Below are 24,193 nucleotides of genomic sequence, written 5' to 3' on the forward strand. Positions count from 1 at the left end.
GACAAGGACTATTTCGATCTATAAAAAGTGTCATCCAATCCAGGATGTTTCAACATTCAAATATCCTATTAATATTTAGGTTCATCGGCAGGAGCATCTACTGCGCTGATGACCAAAAAGATATAAGTTTTATCAGGAAGATTAGAATATTGAATTTCCATAAAATGATCTAATGACTATTCGTCTTCAGAAAAACCAGTTCTTCTATAACCAGTAGCAATATAAACTTTAGTTATTCCTGCTTTACTGGTTACCTGATAACGCATGTAAACACTATCTGTAACTGATTCGCTTGGAACTTTTGCCATACCAGGCAAAACTTTTCCTTCTAAAACACTGAACTTATCCGAGTTAGCATTGGCCACGTTAATACCGTTTTGAACGGAAAATGTTTTAGCAGTTACATTACAAGCAGATTTTCCTAGCAATGCATATCCTTGCGAAGTTCCCACTCTTACCCATACAGAGTCAGTGGAGTTTGCAGAAGTATTATACGTACGCAAGATAGTTAAACCGGAACTTGTTCCCACTGCTTCATCTTTAATTTTTACTTTCCACTCCCCAGCGATTGGCCATACCGGCGAATACTTCACTTCTGGCTCAGGTAGAGTCTCGCAGGCAGTTGCCCCAAGGGTAACTACCGCCAAAAATATATATATAGTTTTCTTAATATTCATAACTTTTTAGCTTACCAATTTGTATATACATCCAATTATTTATGCCACCACATTTTTTGATTAATTGGAAGCACTGTCGGAGTATTAGGGTTGAAGTCAGAAGATGATTTGGGAAATGCCAAACGACGAGGTATTTCACCTGCAACCAAACTGCTGTTTACCGAAACCGTCCACTGTCCTTTTACATAACCATTAGCACCGGTAGCATCAAAATGAACCGGACTTAATTTAGGGATACCGGTACGACCTTGATCAAAGAATGAATCCCAAGCCTGGCAACGCGTAGCAGCAATCCATTTTTGAGTTAATATCAGCTCTAACTTCTGATCTTGAGTTCCTGGCTTGAATTCATATTTGCCGCCGGCAGCAACAAACGAAGAACCATCATGCGCCCAACGCGCAAAAGCTAATTTAACAGCATTATCATAAGCTGCTTTCGCCTTTACATCATCATTTAAGCGCACCCATGCTTCCGCCTGAAGAAACGCAGATTCGGCAGCAGAGATAAAATAAACAGCATCAGTAGCCGCCAGCTTAACTATTGAAGTTGCATATCCCTTAACCTCTTCAGTAAGAAAATCACCCTGGTCTAATCCCGCCAGCTCACCACCAGGATAGTTATCACCCTCTGATGGATCGGTTAAATTATAAAAAGCCGTAGCACGAGGATCGTTATTTTCCTTTAGATAAGCCAACAACGTATTACTAGCTTTTAAGTTATTACCGGTATTTAATTGACGGCGATCATTCTCATAAAGTGGGTTTGACTTGTTTGGTGAGTCGGCAAATACATCCATTTTAGCATCAATTGTTAACAAATCACCTTCTTGCAATAAGGCAGTGATAGCCGCACTATTTACATTAAAATCTCTCATGAAGATTTTTAGTTTCAACGTCTTCGCAAACTTAACCCATTGATCAATATCACCATTAAATAAATAATCAATCTTACCCATTGATGCCACTTTTTTAGCATCAGCAGCCTTTGCAATTGCTTCGTCTAATTGAATAATAAGATATTTATTCACCTCCTTGCTATCGTCCCATTTTGGCTGCGGAATCGTTCCCGCCTGTAATCCTTCTTTGTAAGGAATAGCTCCATAAAAATCAGACAAAACATGATAATCAAAAGCTGCTAAAATTGAGGCCGCCATATAGTAGTTTACTTTGCCTGAAGCCTGCGCTTTTTGTTTTGTTAAACTCAAATCTTTTAAAGCACCTGACCAAAAAGTAGACCACAGTCCATTATAGTCATTCCTATTCAGTGAATAAGAGTCAATATTTTTATACTGATTAGAGGTATTATTTTGGGTATAATGCTGCGACCAAATACTTCCGATCAGTTGTAAGTCACCGCCTAACCGTGCCGCAGATGCAGCAACAGCCGATGGAAATAAGCTTTCCTCTGATGCATTAACCGGGTAGTTAGGATCTTGGTTTATATCTAAAGCGCTCTCACATGAGGTAGCCCCCATAAGTAGCGATGATAGCATAAAACCGTATATAATTACTTTTTTCATGTTATAATTAACTTAAATCATTATTAAAATGTCACTTTCACACTCGCTCCAAAAGTTCTCATACTTGGACCTGAAGCAAATTCACCAAACTCAGATGTAATATCATTCCCATAATTGGTGTTTTCCGGGTCAACAAAGTTATTTGAGCTTGGAGTCCACATTAGCAGGTTGCGTCCGATAACACTTAAATCAACGCCACCTACAGGAGTTCCAGATAACCATTTTTTAGGCAACGAATAACTAAATACAACTTCTCTCAGTTTAATATTCGTTTTATCAAGCACAGTGTTTTCAAACATGGCAGGATTATCATTTGTATACCAGTATTGATAGTTACCAGTGAAAGTGATAGGAATGTTGTTTTCAACATAGCCGGTAGAACCATCTATTAATTTCACCTCTTTAACAGAATTTGGCACCATAAAAGGCTGGCGATCGTTGAATGTTGTTTCTGTAGATGCACCCACGAAATTGCTTAACTGAGAAGTGTAGGAATAGAATTTACCACCTTGTCTCCAATCAATAGCAGCGCTTAAGCTAAAGTTCTTGTATTTAAAACTGTTAGTAAAGCCCATTACGAAATCGGCAGCGGAAGTACCAACGGTTTTTAAACCATTTGCATCAATTTTAGGACGGCCGTTAGCTTGCACAATCATTTTTCCTTTATGCGGACCTTCTTTTACAAATTCAGCTTGCGGAACGGTAAACACACCAACAGGCTCACCAACTTTTGCAATATAGTTTACAGAATATGCATTATACAATTGAAACTCATCAGCTCCATTGTATAATGATTTAACCTCACTATAGTTTTTGGTAAAGTTAGTAGCAAATTCCCATTGGAAATTAGAGGTTTTAACCGGAATAATTGACAAACGAGCTTCAATACCTCGGTTTGCAATATTACCGATATTAAGTGTTTGACGGGTATAACCTGTTTCAGGAGATAAGTTAGCGCTAACAATCTGATCTTTAGTTAAACGATTATAATAGGCAAAGTCTAATCCCACACGGTTGCTAAATAAACGAACATCTGTACCCAACTCCCACTCAGTGGTAATTTCAGGGCGCAGATTTTGGTTACCCAATGTGTTAAATTCAGTTAAACCGGCTACGCCACCAAGAGGCAAGTATAGATTACCAAAGCCGATTGCAATCTGGGTTGGATCGTAACGATTGTTGGTTCTATAAACATCGGCGTCGTTACCCGTTTGTCCCCATGCTGCACGAACTTTAAGGAAGTTCAACTGCTCACTTTGCAGCTCTTTAAACATCTCGGTTACAATTACCGAACTATTGATACCTCCATAAAAGAAGCTGTTCTTACCTTTTGGCAAAGTTGAAGACCAGTCGTTACGCAATGAAACATTGGTAAACAAGTAATCTTTAAAACCAAACTCTAATTGGCCGTAGGCCGCCATCAAACGACGACGAGACAATTCTGATTCAGTAACTGGCAAATCATTTGAGTTGTTCAGGTTATACCAGTTAGCAACATTTAAGCCTGATACATATGAATCAAGAAAAGTAGTTGTACGCTGATTATAGTTGTAACCTACAATTGCATTAAGCGTTAAATCAGCTGATAATTTATAATCTCCTTGTAAAAAAAGATTGGCATCGAGCTGATTGTTTTTTGTATAATTCTCAGCATAACGGCCTGCAATAGCTTGCTTATGATAAACTTCTGACAGACTACCAGGAGAATAGTTAACAATTGCACCCCAATTTTTTATGGTTGAGTTAGAAAAGTCAGTACCTACACGACCTACTGCTTTTAGCTGTTTGGTTAATGCATAGGTTAATTCTACCTTTCCAAATACACGGTCATCCTGAAACTTATTACCATTTTCATTAAGTACAAAATATGGGTTTTGTGCATAAGCGGTAAAATAGTTATCAGAATTATTGTACTTATTGTTGTAATCCTTCAATAATGCGATATCAATACTTCCAGGAATCTGAATAATTTCCTGATATAAAGTAGCTCCACCATCAGATGTACCCTGTCCTGCAGGAATTGCGCTCATATCACGGCGAACGTAGTTAACCGCATAGTCAGCGCTGAACTTGTCATATCTGGTTGTTCCTCTGAATGAAAAGTTATTTCTGTTTAAATTATCAGCATCACCCGGAGCAACCCCATTTTGTTTAGAGTTAGCGTAAGAGAAAACAAATGCGCTGTGTTCACTACCCCCTGAAACACTCAATGAATTTGTGTACTCATTACCTGCCTCATAAAAATTGCGAACGTTATCTTTTACATAAGTAAAAGGTCTAGTTTGACGCTTACCATCTACCTCCGTTCCCCATTCACGAACTTTTCCATCATATTTTGGCCCCCAGTTACCATTTTCTTCAAAAGCGAATGTTCCCCATCCTTGTCCAAACACCTTTTGTGTTTGAGGGGTGCGTAAAATGTTGCTTGCATTAAATGACCCTGAATAGCTGATGCTTAGCTTTTGGTTCTGCTTAGCACTTTTGGTCGTAATCATAATTACCCCATGCGCCGCACGTGAGCCATACAATGCTGTAGCCGAAGCTCCTTTTAATACAGTAACCGTTTCAACGTCATCCGGGTTGATATCATTGGCTTGATTACCAAAATCAACAGATGCATCATCAGTCTTATTCCCTTTAAAGCCATTGTTAATTGGCACGCCATCAACAATATACAATGGTTGATTGCCTCCCGTAAACGATGAAACACCACGTATAATTACTTTGGTAGAACCACCTGGACCACCGGCGTTTGAGACCGCCACACCAGCAACTTTGCCAGTTAAACCGCTCATAACCGTTTGGTTTCGTGCCGCAGTTATTTCATCCGATTTTAAAGTAGTAGCAGAATAACCTAATGATTTCTCTGCACGTTTAATACCTAAAGCCGTAACAACAACTTCGCCTAATTGCTTATTGTCCTGGTCTAAAGAAACGTTTACAGTAGAACTAGTTCCAACTGTCACTTCTTTAGTTGTGTAACCTACAAATTTGAACACTAAAATAGCGCCTTGCTGAACTGCAATTGAGTACTTACCCTCAACATTAGTTTGAGCACCTACTGAGGTGCCTTTTACAATGACGCTCACGCCGGGGATTGGGCCCCCGTCGGCTTTGTCAGTAACCGTACCAGTAATAGTACGATTCTGCGCCAAGGCCGTATTAACTAAAAGTAATACCGCCATTAAATAGAGTAACCTTTTCTTCATATAACTAAATTTTAATGCCCCTAAGCTATCTCTATGTTTTTAAGTTTCAAAACCAACTGAAACAGATTTGTTACATTCTGACATTTGCCAAACATCAAAACATTATTTTGTATACAATGGAAAATGGATAATAAAACACGATAAATTATTGCTTATTGGTGCTTTACAAAATTTAGTTTGACATTAAAAACTAGAAAAAACAACACCTATTTAAATGTTATTGTTACGATGTTTTCTAATTTGTCATATTTTTTTTACTTTAAGGATAGTATTTTGAAGCAGAATACTTGAAAAATCCATTGCAGTTAGTAAATATTCTTAATAAGAAAGCAGTTAAAAACATCAAATGCACGCATAGAACTAGTCATTTATTTTTCTGAAAACCGACAAAAGTGACCCATAACAAGTGCTTCATTATTCAAAAAAAATAGGGGATTAGCCAATGCTTACCCCCTATTTTTTAAACTAATAAACGTACAAATTATTTATCCCACCATACTCTGCTTGTTAGAGCGTCGCCTCCTGGTAAGGCAGCAACAGCAGCCTGATAATTTGCTGCATTAACCGAAGCTTCACCTGTTGGATAAGTAAATCTTCTGGGTATTGCAGCCCCAATTACGGAGGTTGGATAATCTGTTGGGATTAGAACAGGAAAACCGGTTCGTCTCCAATTGGAATAGGATTCATAGAAATTATAAGTACCACCACAAGCGGCCCATAATTGCTCATTAATATCCCTTAGTTCATTCCCCCCTGTTAAGGCAAGACTATTTCCATAAGCATCAGCGTTTGCTATATTAACTGCAATTCCATAGTGAATAAACGATTTAATAGCTAAAGCAACTCCTTTTTTAAAGTAGGCATTTGCATCCCCGGCTACATAACCCCTTAAAACTGCCTCTGAAGCCAAAAGCTGAGCCTCTGCTGCTGTCATAAAAAACGTAGGGCTCTTAAATTCAATCGTTTTAGTTGCGGGCTGCACATAGCCATTCAAAGACCCTGGATAACCTGGCGCAGTTTCAATACTCTTCACTCCTCCTAAATCATATCCATTTGGCATCCCTATTGAAGCATTGGTAGCAGGAGCAGCAGTTGCTGGATCTTCAGCATAATAAGCTAATCGCGGATCATTTTTACTTTTAAACCAATTAACAAAAGTTGCCGAAATTCTGTCAGCACTTCTCTCATAGCCTTGCAATATAACCTGAGCATTCCTATTCTTAGTTAACCGATCTTGTTCTTCGGAACCAAACACCTTGGCATCTTGTGTTTCAGAATCAAAAACACCCCTTCCTATAGCTCTCGCAGCATAATCCTTGGCCTTTGCGGGATCAACTTTTACTAATCTCATTGCTAACCTTAATTGTATTGAGTTAGCAAACCTCTTCCAATTAGCAATTGAACCATTATAAATCAAATCATTCTTAAGAACATCTTTTGAGGGATCCAGAGCCTGTGAAGCTTCATCAAGTTCATTTAACATATCAGCATAAATATCCTGCTGTTTATCATATTTAGGAGTTAAAATTTGATTATAGTAACCCAAACCAGCTTCTGTATAAGGAACATCTCCATACAAATCAGTGATACGATGAAATATAAGGGCCCTCATGATTCTGGCCGTATTATATAAATTGCTATACTGTGGCTTATCTTTTGTTAAAGTCATTAAATCAACCACAATCTTTACCTGTTCGTTAAATGCTCTTTCCCAATACGCAAACAGATACCCATCATTCCGTCTTGATTTATCCCCTACCCAATAGCTATTAACAGATGACAATTGTTGCATCATGGTCGAACAATAAATTAGATTAGCACGCCAGGTTTCGTATGAGAAATCGGTAGAACCAGTATAAACCAACTCAACATTCGAGAGCAAAATATTGGGATCAATATCGGAACCTGAAGCTCCTGTTGGGTCTGTATTTATAGACTCAAAGTCTTCTGTACAGGAAACACTAAAAACCAATGACAATGTCATCAGTACTAGTATTTTTTTATATATATTTTTCATAATAATATCTGAATTAATAATCCAAGTAACTAGAATTTAACACTCAAATTGAGACCGAAACTTTTTGTTGGCGGCACTCCTGCTAATTCTAAACCCTGAGCTGCTGAGTTGTTATAATTCGACTCCGGATCAACGTTCTCGGTTTTCTTCATCAGAATAGCAAGATTTCGTGCAACAAAACTCAGTTTCAAACTCTGAATTCTATTGTTAAAGAGTGAACTTGGAAATGTGTAACCTAGTAAGACCTGACGAAGCTTGATAAAGCTTGCATCTTCAACGAATTGACCGGAAACATTATTGGCAAAATTTGTATAATAAGACTGTGAGTCGAAACCTGCCCTGTCTCTGTCAGTCAATGTTCTTTTTTCTAAGCCTGCCTGAGTTGCATAAAAATTGGTAGCTGAGAAAATTTTAGCATCCCATTTCCCATCAATCAGGAACGAGAAATTCCAATTTTTATAAAAGAATTCATTGTTTAATCCTGTATTATACTTATACAATCCAGATCCATAAGGAATCAGGTTTCCTTTTACTGGAACTCCATTAGCGTCAACAATCACTTGTCCATTAGCGTCACGACTATAGTCAAAGGCCATCACCTGAGAAGCTGGTTTTCCAACAACCTGTTGAATAAACGCATTACCGGTTCTAGAAATCCCAACTTGTATGCTGGAGAGATTATTTGAAAGGCTAACAACCTCACTATTATTAACTGAGCCATTAAATGAAACATTCCATGTAAATCCGCTAGGAGCCTTTACAGGTGTACCTGTCAACATCAGCTCAACACCTGTATTTTTAAGCTTACCAACATTTAGAAACGCAGATGCATAACCTGTAGAAAATGAGGTAGTAACAGGTATGATATCATTATTAATTTGTTTGTTGTAATAAGTAAAATCTATTCCAAAGCGACTATCAAAGAACTTTAATTCCGTTCCAGCCTCGAATTCTTTAATTGCCCTTGGCTCAAGCTGTGGATTAGGAATTTCCTGATTTACAATTTGACCAATAGGTACTCCGTTAATTGAACCGGCAATATTATAACTTAAGGTAGTTTTATATGGCTGATCTCCTCCGCCGCCAACTTCTGCATATCCTACCCTAACTTTTCCATAAGTTAGTGCTTTAGGCTTCCAAACCTCGCTAAAAATAAAGGAAGAACTAACGGCTGGATATAAATAGGATAACTTATCTGCAGTAGGAGATGCTAAAGTAGAGTACCAATCATTGCGCAGAGACAGATTTAGATATAACATTCCTTTATAGCCAATATCTGCAGTAGCATAAATTGAATTTATCCGTGAATTGAAATCGTAATACCTGTTATTTTTTGATTCTGTATTGGGAATGGTATATAGAAATGGAATTACGAAAGAACTACCGAAAATATTCGTTAATTCAACATCCCTTTTCAGACCGTTAGCGCCAAGCGTTGCACCTAATGTAAAATCCTTAGACAAATCCTTATTTAACCCGAAAAGTACATCCATATTCAATTCAGAGTAGCGGGTACTATTATCATTCATGCTTCCATCAGGAAGATAGGCTGTACCGTTTGGGGTAACATTTTTGAACCTATCGTTATATGCATCCTGAACCACTCGCCCTTGAACATATAACCAGTCAAGAATATTATATTTTAAACTAAAATTGGCAATAATCCTATTCCTGTGTGTATCATTAATAAACCGATTGGCTGCGAAATACGGATTGGTAACGAATGTATTTGCATTAAATTGAATCTCACTGCCATCAGCATTATAGCCTGGAGAAAGCGTTTGTTGTGCATTCAAACTAGTAGGAAGGAATGCAATGCCGAAATTTGAGTTTCCTGGTGAGTCAGAAAGAGCAGGTCGGTTATTGGCTTCTTCAACAATATAATTCACTATCGCCGCCGCAGAAAGTTTCTTACTAAGTTTGGCATTAGAATTCAGGTTAAAACTCCATCTGTTCAAATCTGAATTGGGGATTACAGCCTTGTTATCTGTATTACTTGCAGAAAATCTAAAAGCTGCAGTCTCCGTTCCTCCACTAAAAGCAAGGGTATTGATAAATGTTCCCCCTGTTCGATAGAAGTCTTTCATATTCCCAGTATTAGCAGAATAGGGACGAGCAACTCCATCAAACTGTATTACATTTGAGCCATCTAGTTTAGCTCCCCAGCTTAATAATCCTGCTGCTTTTGCTTCAGAAACATTCACAGGTTTTCGACCTTGTTGACCGGAACCGTAAACGTATTGATAGTCTGTTAAATCTGTTATTTCATCAATCTGATAAGTCGTATTATATTCAACTCCAATTCCTTTCTGAGCTTTACCTGATTTTGTGGTTATCATAATTACACCTGCACCCGCCCTTGAGCCATATAAAGCGGCCGCCGCGGCCCCTTTCAACACGCTAATGGACTCAATATCATCGGGATTAATATTGGCAATACCGTCCCCTAAATCCACACCTCCATATTGTCCGGCAGATCCTTCGCCAATTGCCGTTCCCGAGTTACTATTGTCCATTGGAACTCCATTTAATACGTAAAGAGGCTGAGATGACCCCGTTAAAGAAGAAGATCCTCTAATTATTACATTAGCTGCGCCTCCTGGGCCTGAAGCAGGAGAGGAAACGCTAACACCTGCAACCTTACCAGATAATGAGTTAGCCACGTTTACCTCTCTAGCCTGTGTAAGATCATCCCCTTTAACAGTACCTGTAGCATAGCCTAAACTTTTCTTCTCCTTTGAAATACCCAATGCAGTAACAACAACTTCACCTAATTGGCGAGAATCTACTGTCAAAGCAATGTTAACCACATTGGAACTTCCCAGTTTAACCTCTCGGCTTAAATAGCCTATGTAGGAAAACACCAATGTTGCCTCATTAGCCGCTTTAATGCTGTATTTTCCATCCAAATCTGTCTGTGTTGCTGTGCTAGTTCCCTTAATTAAAACGGTAACCGAGGGGAGAGGCTGGTTATCGTCAGCAGATGTTACCTTTCCGGTAATAGTGCGCTGCTGCGCTAATGCTGTAGCTGATAATCCAAACATGAATACCACCAGCAAGTAGTGTAAATAATTTTTCATATAGAGAGCATTTAGATATATCTAATTTAACATTATTATCTGATTTTCAAAATTTTAAACCCTAGCAATAGCTTCAAACTCTCCTTGTCTTTTATGCCATTCACAAGCATTCTCATTGCAAGATTCTTCACAAGATTTTAGAATCATTATCAGTATAATAATTCACCGACCAGAATTGATGTTCAATTTTTATATCATTCACGTCTATTTATTTTCAGCTTTATTTATTATTAAATATCTACGTTTAATGAATAATCAATAATTATTCTGCAATAATTGCTTGTAAATATTTCATTTTCAACAACAAACAAACCTGTTTTCCGAAATTGATTATCAAATTTATATGTAAAATACCTATTACATTTAGTACTATGCATTACATGGTATTATGAAAAACATATATCTTTGTAATATGATAATCGAAAACACGCAAACCCAAATGAGGAAAGGAATACTTGAGTACTGTATTCTTTCTATAATTTCCCGAGGGGAAATATATGCCTCTGATATTATGGAGGAATTGCGTAATGCCCGGCTGCTTGTTGTGGAGGGCACACTCTATCCTCTGTTAACACGCTTAAAAAATAATGGACTTTTGGTTTACAACTGGGTAGAATCAGCTTCAGGACCTCCTAGAAAATATTATAGGCTTTCTGATGACGGAAAGAAAGTTTTGGAGCAATTGAACATTACCTGGCAAGAGTTAGTTTATGCCGTAACCACCACAACTTCAAATAATAATACCGATGTAATTACGGTTGAAACAACTCGCCCCAACACCACACCTGAAACAAACGACACAAACAACGAATAACTGAACAACCAATAACGCTACTAAAATGAACAAGACAATAATAATTAATATAAGTGGTATCATCTTTCATATCGAAGAAGATGCTTACGATGTACTTAAGTCGTATATGAATGACATTAAGCGACACTTTTCAGCCTCAACAGACAGCTTCGAAATCATTACTGATATAGAAAACCGTATTGCTGAATTATTCACAGAAAGATTAACCTCTGATAACAAACAGGTTATCTTTTTAGCCGATGTTGAGGAAGTGATTAATAAAATGGGTAAAGTAAGTGATTTTGATCCTGACACTGAAACCACTCAAACACCAAATGGCTCTACAAGTATGTTTTCGGAGGATTTCCCTAAAGTTAAACGCCGTCTTTTCAGAGATACCGACAACCAGATAATTGGCGGGGTTTGTTCGGGTGTTGCAAATTATATGGAGATTGACCCTACCTGGGTGCGCCTAATTTGGGCCTTGTTAACTATAACCTGGGGTTTCGGTCTGATTATTTACATCATCCTATGGCTTGCCGTGCCTGAAGCAAAGACCGTTGCTGATAAGATGGCCATGAAAGGAGAAGCTGCAACCCTGGCATCAATAAAAAAAGCGGCCAATGATAAAATCAATGAAGTTAAAAGTAATTCAGGTTTAAAGTCATTTTTTAACAGCTTTTTCGAAGTGCTCGGCAGTATACTAAAATGGGGACTGAAAGCATTTGTGATCTTTATTGGAGTAGTTATTATACTTTCTGCAATAGCCGCCTTGCTGGCTATTTTTACAGGTTCAACTGCACTGGTTTTTTCAGAATCCTTTGGCCTTGGAAACTTTCCGCCATTAAACTTTATTGCCCCTGCTTACCGTATCCCTCTTTGGCTCTCTGTTTTTTTCCTGGTATTGGTTCCTTCTATTTTCATCATTTGGCTTGGTGTTAAGGTAATTTTTAACAGAAGCTTTCTCAATAAAACTGTAGGTTTTTCTATGTTGGCCATTTGGGTGATTGCTTTATTTGCCTTTGCTGTTTACGCAGGCAAATCGGCTGCAAGCTTTAAAGAAGAAGCTTCTATTCGTCAAACAATTGACCTAACCCCTGTAAAAAACAATACTTGGTATTTGCTTGCAGATGATAAAAAATGGCTAACCTCTAATGACAGTATTAAATTTAATATCACCCTTAAAAGCGGAAAGTCTATCGCCCACTACAGTGATGATTTTGATTTCGATGAAGTAAACCTGAAAATAGAACGCAGTCCGGATAATAAGCCACATCTGATTAAAATTTACAAATCAAAAGGCAAAAACTTTGACAACGCAATTGAGAACTCGCAAAACATTTTATACAACTACTTACAAAAAGATTCAACCTTAACTTTCAACCGCCATTATGAACTTAAAAACAATGGTTTATGGAGAGTTCAAGAAGTTGAATTAATTCTTCAGCTACCATTGAATAGCAAAATAATAGCTGATCAAAAAATGAGTTCAATTATGCGTGACCCATATTTTTATGAATGTGAAGATGACAATTCACACCATGATCACGAAGATGAATCCTCAACCAAAACCTGGATTGTAACAGAAAATGGCATTCGTTGCAGTAACTACACTGTCTCGAACTCATTTGAGCGCAACCCTGACCTTGACGAAACTCTAAAAGGTATGGCTCGTGACGAAATCAACTCTAAATTCAGTCTAGAAGATGAAAACGGCACTTTTGATATTTATAATCAAAATGTTGAGGAGGTGGAAAAAGGAACATTTAGAGTTATCTCCGAAGCAAGAATTCGCAAGTCGGATGGAAATGATGAGAAACGTACGTACAGTATAACTTTCCAAAGAAAAAAGGACGCTCAAGATCCTAACGATAATGACAGCTGGTGGGTAAAGGATGCAACAACTAAATCAATAGAACTGCGTTAACTATCACTATAACCAATGGCCGTTAGAGGTTACTTGTTCACTCTGCGGCCATATTTTAAATTTATTATCCTAAAAGTGCAACATTAACATTAAGCAATGCGTCATAGTTGAAAGAGTTAACAAGATGATATACAATCAAAACTAAACTGGTTAAACTTTAAAGCTAGCACCTCATGAAAACCTATCTATTATACAAGCTCTCTTACTTGATGATGGTATTCATCATGGGAATGTTTTTAAACGGCCAAAATCAGTCCGTTAAACTCAAAAACCCAATGTCTGCAGAATCTTCTGCCAAAACTATAGCACAGAAGTACACAATGGATAAGCTGAAGCCTTATACCACAAAGCTGGAAGTACCCATTGAAAGAATGATTGTAAGAAACTTAGGAAACGGATATTACAAAATCACTGAACTAGTACACATTGCGTACAATTCAATTCCTGAGAAACTGTTTTACGAAGTTACTATTCATTATACCGACAAAGATTTTACCAGCTCGGTGATAGACAGTTTCAAACGCATTGAAAAGTAAACTTCTCTTTATTCATATTTACAATTCAAGGGGTAAGCGAAAGCTCCCCCTTATTCATTTATTATTCTATTCTTGTCCAACTAAGAAAACTGCATTACTGAACAACAGCTTACCATTCTCCCAAAAACTTCGAAACAACGGATTATCGGCCATATAAATAACTCGGCCGCTTCCAACATCTTCAACTCCGAAAACCAGTGTATTCTTTAATTTGGCTTTTGCTTTGTATCCAACAAAACCACTTACCAAACCATTTTCTCCAATTACGCCTACGTTCCAATTTCCTTTTGGTAAGAGCTGATACGTATTCACATCTTGACGCAATGAGAAATATACATTTCCGAAGCCAAAACCAAGTGGATGCGAATTATCCAGCTTAAGCTTATAGATACTGCCTATACTATTTTCAGAAAGGTCGTTTCTTGATCGACTGCTATACAAATGAATACTAGATTCATTCGCAGATTCGTCTCCCGGCTCTACTTTTGGCTTCAAAACAAGGCCGGATTTACCAGCTAGTTGGGCAACGGCATTTTCCATTGCAATCAAACGCCCTCCATTTTTTAGCCATTCTCTAATTTTCCCTAAATCTTTATCAGCCGACAAAAATGAGTAGTTACCATTAGGCAAAATCAAAACTGAGTAATCGTTCAATTTTAATTTATCAAAATTGCTGGCTTCAATGGCATCAATAGGGTAGTTCAGCTGCTGATCAAAGAAATGCCAAACTTCTCCATACGCATTCTCAGAAATTTCACTGCCGGTTAGAACGGCAATTCGAGGAGCTTTTATAAGATGAACCGATGATGACCCAAAATCAGCACCTTTGCTTACGAAACTTGTTAAAGTCCTATCAAGATTTATCCCAACATCGGCAGCTGCTGTTTTCACAACTTGGTCAAAGTTATATCCTATACCGTTGTTACCAGACCTGGTTATAATTAAAGTTCCGGGAGCATAGGTTTTATTGTTTATTTCAAATGTAGTCTCAGCAAATCGTACATTCACTTTCTTTTGCAACAAATTAGCCAGCAATTTAGCAGATGCCAAACTTTTCCACTCGGCAATGTAAGCAACCGGTTGAACAGTTAAACTTAATGTATGTTCATTTTCAATATTCTTAGATGCAGGCTTAATCACGGCTCCACTTGCATAGCTCTGTAAACCCCAAGCATAAGGCAACGCCCAAGAAGTTAAATCATACGTAATGGAATCAGCCAGTTTAGGGCGAGGTTCAAACAAAACGTTTAATAGCACTGATTTGGGTTGATAAGCAGTTATAACTAGATCGTTCCTTTCTATTGCAAACGATTCATTTTTACCAGTGAAATAATTAAACCCAGTAGCTGATTTTACAGATGATCCATAGCCATACTCAACACCGTTCCTCTCAAGCATTGCGGCAAAATCTTTGATTTTAGCTGCATTTTCTCCTTTAATCACATATGACTTATAAATACCCTTAGGATTGGTTCTGGATGAGGCATAATAGTTCCCAAACTCCTTCACTGCATATTCCGCATTTAATGAAGCCGCCTCAATTGTGGATATACTTGTTGTAAAATGATGGTCAATCCTATCATTTAGTGTTAATGTATCCGCTTCACGAGTGATTACTCCCAAACCAGCCCTCCCGGAGCCACCTTGCTCATACGTCATTCCAATTGCTCCATTAAACATTGGGTAAGTATCTCCATAACTCGGATAAAATAAATCGAAAACCTCCTTGGTAAAATACAACCAGTTATTTTGATCAAAATAGCTTGCGTTATTCTTGCCTATCTTAGTTTGAAATTCACGTTGCCATGGCGTCAATGCTTCGTGGTATGGATCTGCCGCTGGCGCAAAAAAATAAGGTTCATTCATCCCCATCTCATGAAAATCAACATGGATTTGAGGCAACCATTTATTGAACAAAGCCACACGGTACTGTGTTTCTTTTTGGGTTTGCCATGCCCAATCCCGATTTAAGTCAAACAAGTAATGGTTGGAACGGCCTCCAGGCCAAGGCTCTTGATGCTCACGCGTAATTGCATTCAAATTGGGATTCCTTCCTACCCTTTCGGTGTAAAAATTAACGTAACGCTCTCGTCCATCAGGATTTAAGCATGGATCAATAATTACAACAGTATTTTTCAACCATTGCTTGGTTTTATAATTGGCCGGATTAACCAACTCGTACAAGACTTTCATCGCTACTTCGGTAGATACTGCTTCATTACCGTGTACATTGTAGCTTAGCCACACAATAATTGGCTGGTTAGGCAAAGCGGCTCCCGGCACCACTCCAGCTAGCTTCAAATTATTTAAACGAATGCTTTCAAGCTTTTCACTATTCTCAGGTGAAGCAACAATAGCAACAGTCAACTCACGATGTTCATATGTTTCACCATATGGCTGTAGTTTAACTGTAGCGCATACTTTTGAAATATAATCAAAGTATGCAAGCACTTTATAGTGAGGGGTAAATCTGCTACCCAGTTTATACCCCAAAAATTCATCTGGAGATTTTAGTGCCTGAGCCTTTGCAAAAAACACAAAAAAAATCAGAGCAAATCCGCACCAAATCCGCTTATTCATAACCATTTATATTGAAATTGAAAAATAAGAAAAATAAAGAATCCATAAAACAAATAATGCTGCTCACTTTGAGAGAGTTAAACTTAATTCACATGGCCGACAAGCAATAAAAAAACCCGCTGAAGCTCATTCAACGGGTTCAATATTTAAAATATTGCTATTCTATTTAAATGTTATCAACACCTGATTCTTCTCGCAAGTGTCCTTCTCCTTAACCTTTATTGTCTTGATTACCCCCTCTGCAGAAGCTTTGATAATGTTTTCCATTTTCATCGCTTCCAATACCAATAAGGCATCATCCTTTTTAATCTCATCTCCTTCTTTAACCAAAACCTTGAGTACCAAACCTGGCATAGGAGCCTTTAAATCATTCATTTTATGAGTCCCGGCCACATCCATACCTAAGCTATGCAATAACTCATCATATTTATCCTTTAACTCAACGGTGTATTTATTACCATTTACTACAACGATAGCAGTCTTATGAGCAGGATCTACATCAAGAATCTCGGCATTAAATGATTTACCGTCAATGTTTAGTACATGAAAACTATCTTCAGAAAGCTCTTTAACGTCGGCAGTAACAGGAACATTATTTATCAACAAACGTCCTTTTTCCAGGGAAATAGTTAACGTTTGCTTTTTATTAATATTGGCTTTGTACATCTTAAGGTTTTAATGATATAGATGCCAAACTTAGTTAAAATTATGCTAAAGTGATCAATTGTTTAAAGCGTATTGAACAAGGTTTGCTCCCATTTGTAATGCTTTTTGATGAATCTCTTGTGAATCTCCAGGATAAACTCCAACGTCTTCCCATCCATTGCCCAAGTCCGCTTCGTAATCATAAAAACAAACGATTCTTCCTTGATAGATTAGTGCAAAAGCTTGCGGGCGCTTTCCATCATGTTCATGAACTTTAGGTAAGCCATTCTGAAATTTATACTTCTGTTGGAATATCGTGTGGCTCGGAGGTAGCTCTATAAAGTCAAGCTCAGGAAACACCTTTTTCATTTCCAGTCTGATAAACTTATCAAACCCGTAGTTATCACAAATATGCAAGAACCCTCCTCCAATTAAGTAGTTGCGCAAATTAGTCGCCTCCTGCTGGGAGAAAATAATATTGCCATGCCCCGTAACAAAGACGAACGGATAATTGAAGAGTTCTCCACTCCCTGGTTCCACTATTGCTTCTTCAGGATAAAAGCTAGTTCCAATATTTTCATTGCAAAATCTGGCAAGGTTAATTAATGCGGTCCTGTCTCCATACCAATCCCCTCCACCATTGTACTTTAATCGTGCTAATTTATAAGAAGGAGGGATGAATGAAGTGTGGAGTATGAGCAAAAGAAGTAATACAAAAGAAATAGAATGACCCAAAAAATAAGAACCGGTAAAACGATTATATTGTCTAAGTACTTTTTTTGCGTTTGCTAACATACTTTAACTACTTATTGAGCTATAAATATAGGAATAAGTAATATATAGGTAGAAGATGTGTAATTTTTTAAAAATTCTTATTCATTCAAAAAATTCAGTTGTGCACAAGCCACTAAACCGGCTGTTTCTGTACGCAAACGACTTTCGCCTAAAGTTACCGGCTTAAAATCGTTTTGTAATGCAAAATTTATTTCCTCTTCAGAAAAATCGCCTTCCGGACCTACAAGCACAAGGACTTCCTGTCCTTTATGGTACGTTTGACCCAAAGATTTGCGATCAGATTCAATACAATGGGCTATTAACTTGCATTTTTCGGATCGTTGAACTATAAAACGCTTAAAATCGACACTTTCATTTAGTTTTGGTTGGAAAGCTTTTAAACTTTGCTTCATTGCTGAAACGATGATTTTATTCAGGCGCTCAGTCTTTACTTCTTTTCGCTCTGAACGTTGGCAAATGATTGGAGTAATCTCATCAATTCCTATTTCAGTTGCTTTTTCCAAAAACCACTCTATTCGCTCAATATTTTTAGTGGGAGCAATGGCTACATGTAAGTAGAAATTTCTCTTGCCATAGTTTTCAATATGCTCTAAAACATGTAATGCGCATCTTTTAGGATGCGCATCTATAATTTCAGTCTTATAAAAACCTCCCCTACCGTCAATAAGATATATTATATCTCCGGTAGTTAGGCGCAATACTCTAACACAATGTTTACTTTCCTCTTCATTAAGCTGGTATGAACTTCCTGCAATATCAGGTGTGTAAAACAAATGCATGTGAAAACTATTGAATCTTGAATTAATTTCTCCCAACGCTGAGCTAATCGGAGATGTTAAGTATCGGTAGTTAAATTTCCGGCTCTCCTGGCTCCATGCTTAACATTACAATTCGAACAGATTCAATCATTCGATTTGATTTCTTAAGAATGGTAAAATTATAGCCATATGCATCCATACTGTCACCAACATCAGGAATACGTTCGAAAATAACATTCATCAATCCTGCAACAGAATCATAATCATCATCTTCAGGAAGTTCAGATGGCAGGAATTCATTTACATCTGTAATAGGGGCAGATGCATTGACAATCCATTCATTATCAGCAACTTCTTCCACAACAGGGGCTTCTTCATCGTACTCATCTTGTATCTCCCCAACCAATTCTTCAACTATATCTTCAAGAGTTACCATGCCGGCAGTCCCTCCAAATTCGTCAAGTACTATGGCCATAATAGGCTTCCGCTGCTGACGAAGTTCGGTTAGCAAATCACTGATCTTCTTTGATTCAGGAGTATATAATGGCTCTCGAAGCATCTCTTTTAAAACGATAGATTGCTTGTTTGCAACACGAGCCAAAATATCCTTTGCATGCAAAATACCGATAATGTTATCGATAGTCTTATCATACACAGGAATTCGTGTATACCCTTCATGAACTATCGTTTTTATAACATCATCAGGAGCTGTATTAATATCGATAGCTGCAATTTGCGTACGTGGAATCATAATGTTCTTCACAATACGCTCTTGAAAATCAAACACATTTTGAATTAAATCGTGCTCAGATTCTTCAAGTGCCCCACTCTGTTTGCCTTGTTCCAAAATTAGCTGCAACTCTTCCGAACTATGTGCTTCATGCCCATGAGCAGGTTCTATACCCACAGCTTTAAGAATAAGGTTAGCCATGCCGTTCAACAACCAAATAAATGGTCTAAATACTAAATAAAAGAAATGCAAAGGATAAGCTATTCCAATGGTGGTTGAAATCGGCCGTTGAATGGCGAATGACTTTGGAGCCAACTCACCGAAAACAATATGCAAAATGGTAATTACCGTAAAGGCTATTGATGCAGCAATGGTATGACTTACAAGTTCAGGATTAGTCAGCTGAACATTAAGCAAATCAAATAAATTAATAATCAAGGCAGAAACAGTCCGTTCACCAAACCAACCTAAACCAAGACTGGCTAAGGTGATGCCTAACTGTGTGGCAGCAAGATATCCATCAAGATGCCTGACAATGTGTTTGGCCATTTTAGCAGCAGCGCTGCCTTCTTTGGCCTTAAGGTCAATTTGTGAAGAACGGACTTTCACAATTGCAAACTCTGCTGCAACGAAAAATCCGTTCAGAAATACTAAAAATAGAATAAGAAAAATATCGAAAACCGTGACGGAATCTGTTGCCATATAGCTTAGTTCTTATTCCTGAATGTCTTATCGTAAAGCTCTATTGCCTCATTAATCACTTTATAAGCATAACGCTTACCTAAAAAATGCTCTACTTTAACGTCTTTGTGTTCTAATGCCTTATAATCTGAGAAGAAACGCGCAATCTCTTTTTCAGTATGCGGAGGCAGTTCAGATAAATCATTGATGTGATTTACAGACATATCATTATTGGCTACAGCAATGATTTTGTCATCACGCTCATCACCGTCAATCATATGCATTACTCCAATAATTTTAGCTTCGATTATAGATAACGGAATTACTTCCTCTGAACATAATACCAAAATATCCAATGGGTCATTATCATCGCAATAAGTTTGCGGAATGAAGCCATAATTAGCTGGATACATTACTGAAGAAAATAAAACGCGGTCAAGTTTTAACAAACCGGTTTTTTTATCAACTTCATATTTAGCTTTAGACCCTTTAGGGATCTCAATAATTGCATTTACTACTTCCGGCCCTTTACTTCCCGGCTCAACCGAATGCCACGGATCAACTCCCATAATTATTAGATATCTATATTTTTAAAATTATATTCACAATACTAAACTTCAGCATTGGTTTTACTATCAATCTTTGCTTTTGATTTTAAGTACCCTAGCACAACAGGAATCGTAGTGATAATCACAATTCCTAACACAATAAGCTCCAGGTGGTTTTTTAACCAAGGAAAGGCCTGCCCTAGAAAATACCCGATAAATACCATTGATGTCACCCAGCTTATACAGCCGATGATATTGAAGAAAAGGAACTTCTTGGGATCCATTTTAACAATACCTGCCACTATTGGAGCAAAAGTACGGATGATTGGTAAGAAACGAGCCATAACAATCATTCCAGCCCCTCTCTTTTCATAAAATTCGCTGGCGGCGTGCAAATGCCTTTGTTTGAAGAAAAAGGTGTCTTTTTTCTTAAAAAGCGTGGGGCCAGCTTTCAGGCCGAACCAGTAACCAACACTATTACCCAAAATACCTGCAAGGACAACTGCCAAGGTAACAGTAACAACGCCTACTTCAACATTAGAGACAACATTCATTGGATATTGTGCCAAATGCAATCCTGTAATGAATAACAATGAATCACCAGGAAGAAAAAAACCTACAAAAAGGCCTGTTTCAGCGAAAACAATAAATAATAGCAACCAAAAAGCAAACGGTTGCGCCAAAATCCAATTAGGATCAATGATGTGTTTGAAAAACTCTAAAATTTCCTGCATGACGATAGCGAAGGTACACTAATAAATAATAAAGTAAGGCAATATTTAAATGCCTACAAAATATTTGTCATGATACTAGGAGCTATACCTAGAACTAAAGTTATTAGCACACATAACATCAATACGAACTGATATGAGTTGCTCAACTGTATAGTCTGCTCAGTTTGTGGCTCTCTAAGATACATGGCAATAATTACGCGGAAGTAGTAATATACTCCCACAGCTGCCATTAAAACGGCAATAGCAACCAACCAAGTATAATGCATCGAAATTGCTACACCGAAGATGTAAAACTTACCAAAGAAACCGGCAGTTAAAGGGATACCGGCCAATGAACACATTGCTATAGTCATCACAAAGGCTAGCACCGGATTGGTTCTTCCTAATCCATTAAATGCACTTAGATCATCTGTTCCCTTTTGCTCTTTAACAGCGATTAGTACTCCAAAAGAGGCTACAGAAGCAATAGAATATGCTATTGAGTAAATCAGTACAGCACTTGATGAAGCCTGTCCCATTCCTAAAATTGCAATAAGCATATATCCGGCATGCGAAATACTTGAATAAGCAAGCATTCGTTTAACGTTTTGCTGATAAGCAGCCGTAACATTGCCAATAAATAGGGTAAGAACAATAATTACTGCCAACGTAACCGTCCAAACTGGAGGCACACTCGAAAAACCCAGGCTAAATAACCGTAGGAAAGCTGCAAAACCAGCAGTTTTCACCACAGTTGACATGTAAGAAGTAACTAAAGTAGGTGAACCTTGATAAACATCCGGAGTCCAGAAATGGAATGGTGCCGCACCTACTTTAAAGGTTAAGGCCATAAGCATAAAAATTGCTCCAGAGTAAAACAATAAAGGCTCATCTCCAGCTTTACCTGCAATTTGAGTAATGTTAAAGCTTCCGGTAGCACCATAAACTAGTGCTATACCAAATAACAAAATACCAGTGGCAAAACAACCCATTAAGAAGTATTTCAATGCGGCCTCATTAGATGCAGTATTAAATTTCTTAATGCCGGCCATGATATACATACTTACAGATAAAATCTCTATACCAATAAACAGCATGGACATATCCTGAAACGAAACCATTACGATTCCACCAGTTAAAGCAAAAAGCAGGATGGAATAATACTCGGCAACATTTGAGCTTATCTTTTCAAAATAGTGGCCAGAAAGCAGGAAAATCAATAATGTAGTAACAATTAATAAAACACTAAAAGCAATGGCATAATTATTAAATACCAACATATCGTTAAAATACGATTTGTTGGTTCCCCACTCTAAAACCAGTGATGCGGCCGAAGCTACCAAGCCCATAACTGAAACAGGTAACAATGCACTTTTGGCCTTATACAAGCCCATGTAAAGTACAAGGATCGCAGTAATTGATATAATTATAATTGATGTCATTCTTAGTTATTATTATGGGTACATTGATTTAGGATAATGGCCTATTTGGCTCCTTATTTATCAATGCACTAATTATTATTGCATTTTTAATTTAATAATCTCAAGCAGGTTATTTACTGATGCCTCAGAAATCTGTAGCAAAAATTTGGGTTGAAATCCGAAGAATACAACCATAGCGCAGATAAGAAAAAGCACCAATTTCTCAGAACCAACAATATCAGTAAAGCCAACAGAAGCAGTTCCTTCTTTACCAAACATTACATTTTGATACATTCGCAACATGTATACTGCTCCAAAAATGATCGTTAATCCTGCAACAACACCGTACCAAATGTCGTATTGATAAATACTATTCAACAATAAGAATTCCCCAACAAAACCGTTAGTTAGTGGCAAAGCTACTGCTCCCAATAAAATTATTAGGAAAGTTGCTGCAAACACAGGAGCTTTAGCCGCAATACCTCCTAAAAGGTAACTTTCACGAACTTTAGTACGCTCTAAAACAATTTCAACTGCAAAGAATAAACCTACAACATTGATACCGTGAGATATCATTTGAATCATTGCTCCTTGCATTCCTTGAGCATTCAGTGCAAAGATTCCAGCAGAGATTAATCCTACGTGTGCAATTGATGAATATGCTATCAATCGTTTTATATCTTTCTGAGTGAAGGCAATAACTGAAGCGTAAACCACCCCGATTAATGATAATATCAATGCAGTTTGCCCCCATTGCATTACACCTAATGGAAATACAGGTAACAACCAACGCATTACTCCATAAATACCCATTTTAAGCATTATACCTGATAACAACATAGTTCCAATTGTCGGAGCAGTTGTATAGGTATCCGGCTGCCAAGTATGGAACGGGAATACAGGCATCTTGATGGCAAATGCCAAAAAGAAACACCAGAACAACCAAGACTGAGTGTCCTTATCTAAGTAAACTAAATAAAACTGGCTGATATCAAAACTATGCTCAGGTGTATTCATGTATAAATAGATAATACCAATTAACATGAACAAACTACCAAACATGGTATATACAAAGAATTTAAAGGTTACACGTATACGATCCTCGCCACCCCAAATAGCAGAAATAAAATAGATTGGAATAAGCGCCGCTTCCCACGAAACATAAAACAAAAATGCATCTAAAGAAGTAAATACACCTACCAATCCGGCTTGCATAAAAAGAACCAAACCATAAATAGCATACGGCTTACGAAACTCTTTACGAAAAGATGAAAGGATGATTAATGGAACTAAAATTGTTGTCAACAGAACTAACAACAGGCTGATACCGTCCATACCTACCTTAAAACTAATGCCTAATGACTCAACCCAAGGTTTGTTATAAATAAATTGCGAGTCAGGGTTTGCATAATCAAACTTCGACAAAGCAAAAAGAGCAAACACTAGTTCCACCAATGAAAACCCAAGCGCAAGTTTTTTAGCTTGTTCTCCACGGGTTAAAGCAACAATTACTGAACCTAGTAGAGGGAATAAAACCAGTAATACCGTTATATAATTGATCAT

17 protein-coding genes are annotated in these 24,193 nt (G+C 37.6%); 3 read left to right on the forward strand and 14 right to left on the reverse strand.

All coding sequences use genetic code 11. From position 1 onward, the window contains the following. Positions 1–176 precede the first annotated feature (176 nt). The 5 genes from L2B55_RS00675 to L2B55_RS00695 form a co-directional block, all read right to left on the reverse strand. Complete coding sequence (locus tag L2B55_RS00675; protein ID WP_237848351.1) at positions 177–677, reverse strand: lipid-binding protein; 501 nt, start codon at positions 675–677, stop codon at positions 177–179. A gap of 35 nt (positions 678–712) precedes the next feature. Beyond that, a complete protein-coding gene (locus L2B55_RS00680) occupies positions 713–2,197 on the reverse strand; it encodes a SusD/RagB family nutrient-binding outer membrane lipoprotein (RefSeq protein ID WP_237848352.1) in 1,485 nt (494 codons plus the stop codon). A gap of 23 nt (positions 2,198–2,220) precedes the next feature. Beyond that, entirely contained in the window at positions 2,221–5,406 is a 3,186-nt protein-coding gene (locus L2B55_RS00685) for a SusC/RagA family TonB-linked outer membrane protein (protein WP_237848353.1), read from the reverse strand. Positions 5,407–5,887: 481 nt separating this feature from the next. Further along, entirely contained in the window at positions 5,888–7,423 is a 1,536-nt protein-coding gene (locus tag L2B55_RS00690) for a SusD/RagB family nutrient-binding outer membrane lipoprotein (protein WP_237848355.1), read from the reverse strand. Between the two features lie 29 nt (positions 7,424–7,452). After that, the gene (locus tag L2B55_RS00695) at positions 7,453–10,503 is read right to left on the reverse strand and encodes a SusC/RagA family TonB-linked outer membrane protein (RefSeq protein WP_237848361.1); all 3,051 of its coding nucleotides are present in this window, start codon (positions 10,501–10,503) and stop codon (positions 7,453–7,455) included. 412 nt (positions 10,504–10,915) lie between these two features. On the opposite strand from L2B55_RS00695, the gene L2B55_RS00700 reads away from it, so the two are divergent. The 3 genes from L2B55_RS00700 (at position 10,916) to L2B55_RS00710 (ending at position 13,759) form a co-directional block, all read left to right on the forward strand. After that, positions 10,916–11,317: a PadR family transcriptional regulator gene (locus L2B55_RS00700; protein ID WP_237848363.1), complete on the forward strand. Its 402-nt coding sequence runs from the start codon at positions 10,916–10,918 to the stop codon at positions 11,315–11,317. Positions 11,318–11,342: 25 nt separating this feature from the next. After that, the gene (locus tag L2B55_RS00705) at positions 11,343–13,223 is read left to right on the forward strand and encodes a PspC domain-containing protein (RefSeq protein WP_237848368.1); all 1,881 of its coding nucleotides are present in this window, start codon (positions 11,343–11,345) and stop codon (positions 13,221–13,223) included. A 173-nt stretch (positions 13,224–13,396) separates the two neighbouring features. Then, positions 13,397–13,759, forward strand: coding sequence for a hypothetical protein (locus tag L2B55_RS00710; protein WP_237848375.1), 363 nt, complete (start codon positions 13,397–13,399; stop codon positions 13,757–13,759). Positions 13,760–13,825: 66 nt separating this feature from the next. On the opposite strand, the gene L2B55_RS00715 is transcribed toward L2B55_RS00710, so the two are convergent. The 9 genes from L2B55_RS00715 to L2B55_RS00755 form a co-directional block, all read right to left on the reverse strand. Further along, complete coding sequence (locus tag L2B55_RS00715; protein ID WP_237848380.1) at positions 13,826–16,339, reverse strand: M14 family metallopeptidase; 2,514 nt, start codon at positions 16,337–16,339, stop codon at positions 13,826–13,828. 162 nt (positions 16,340–16,501) lie between these two features. Continuing rightward, complete coding sequence (locus L2B55_RS00720) at positions 16,502–17,005, reverse strand: acyl-CoA carboxylase biotin carboxyl carrier protein subunit (protein ID WP_237848381.1); 504 nt, start codon at positions 17,003–17,005, stop codon at positions 16,502–16,504. Positions 17,006–17,059: 54 nt separating this feature from the next. Further along, on the reverse strand, positions 17,060–17,779 hold the full coding sequence (locus L2B55_RS00725; RefSeq protein ID WP_237848382.1) for a DUF4159 domain-containing protein: 720 nt from the start codon (positions 17,777–17,779) through the stop codon (positions 17,060–17,062). A gap of 77 nt (positions 17,780–17,856) precedes the next feature. After that, positions 17,857–18,558 (reverse strand): 16S rRNA (uracil(1498)-N(3))-methyltransferase, encoded by a 702-nt coding sequence (locus L2B55_RS00730; protein WP_237848383.1) that lies wholly within the window; start codon positions 18,556–18,558, stop codon positions 17,857–17,859. 70 nt (positions 18,559–18,628) lie between these two features. Further along, the gene (locus L2B55_RS00735) at positions 18,629–19,969 is read right to left on the reverse strand and encodes a hemolysin family protein (protein ID WP_237848384.1); all 1,341 of its coding nucleotides are present in this window, start codon (positions 19,967–19,969) and stop codon (positions 18,629–18,631) included. Positions 19,970–19,974: 5 nt separating this feature from the next. Next, complete coding sequence (locus tag L2B55_RS00740) at positions 19,975–20,517, reverse strand: inorganic diphosphatase (RefSeq protein WP_237848385.1); 543 nt, start codon at positions 20,515–20,517, stop codon at positions 19,975–19,977. A 41-nt stretch (positions 20,518–20,558) separates the two neighbouring features. Then, positions 20,559–21,230, reverse strand: coding sequence for a DedA family protein (locus L2B55_RS00745; RefSeq protein ID WP_237848386.1), 672 nt, complete (start codon positions 21,228–21,230; stop codon positions 20,559–20,561). A gap of 53 nt (positions 21,231–21,283) precedes the next feature. Beyond that, positions 21,284–22,651, reverse strand: a complete 1,368-nt coding sequence (locus tag L2B55_RS00750) for an NADH-quinone oxidoreductase subunit N (protein WP_237848387.1) — start codon at positions 22,649–22,651, stop codon at positions 21,284–21,286. 75 nt (positions 22,652–22,726) lie between these two features. Continuing rightward, a complete protein-coding gene (locus tag L2B55_RS00755; RefSeq protein WP_237848388.1) occupies positions 22,727–24,193 on the reverse strand; it encodes a complex I subunit 4 family protein in 1,467 nt (488 codons plus the stop codon).

Source organism: Solitalea lacus (assembly GCF_022014595.1).
Classification (GTDB): domain Bacteria; phylum Bacteroidota; class Bacteroidia; order Sphingobacteriales; family Sphingobacteriaceae; genus Solitalea; species Solitalea lacus.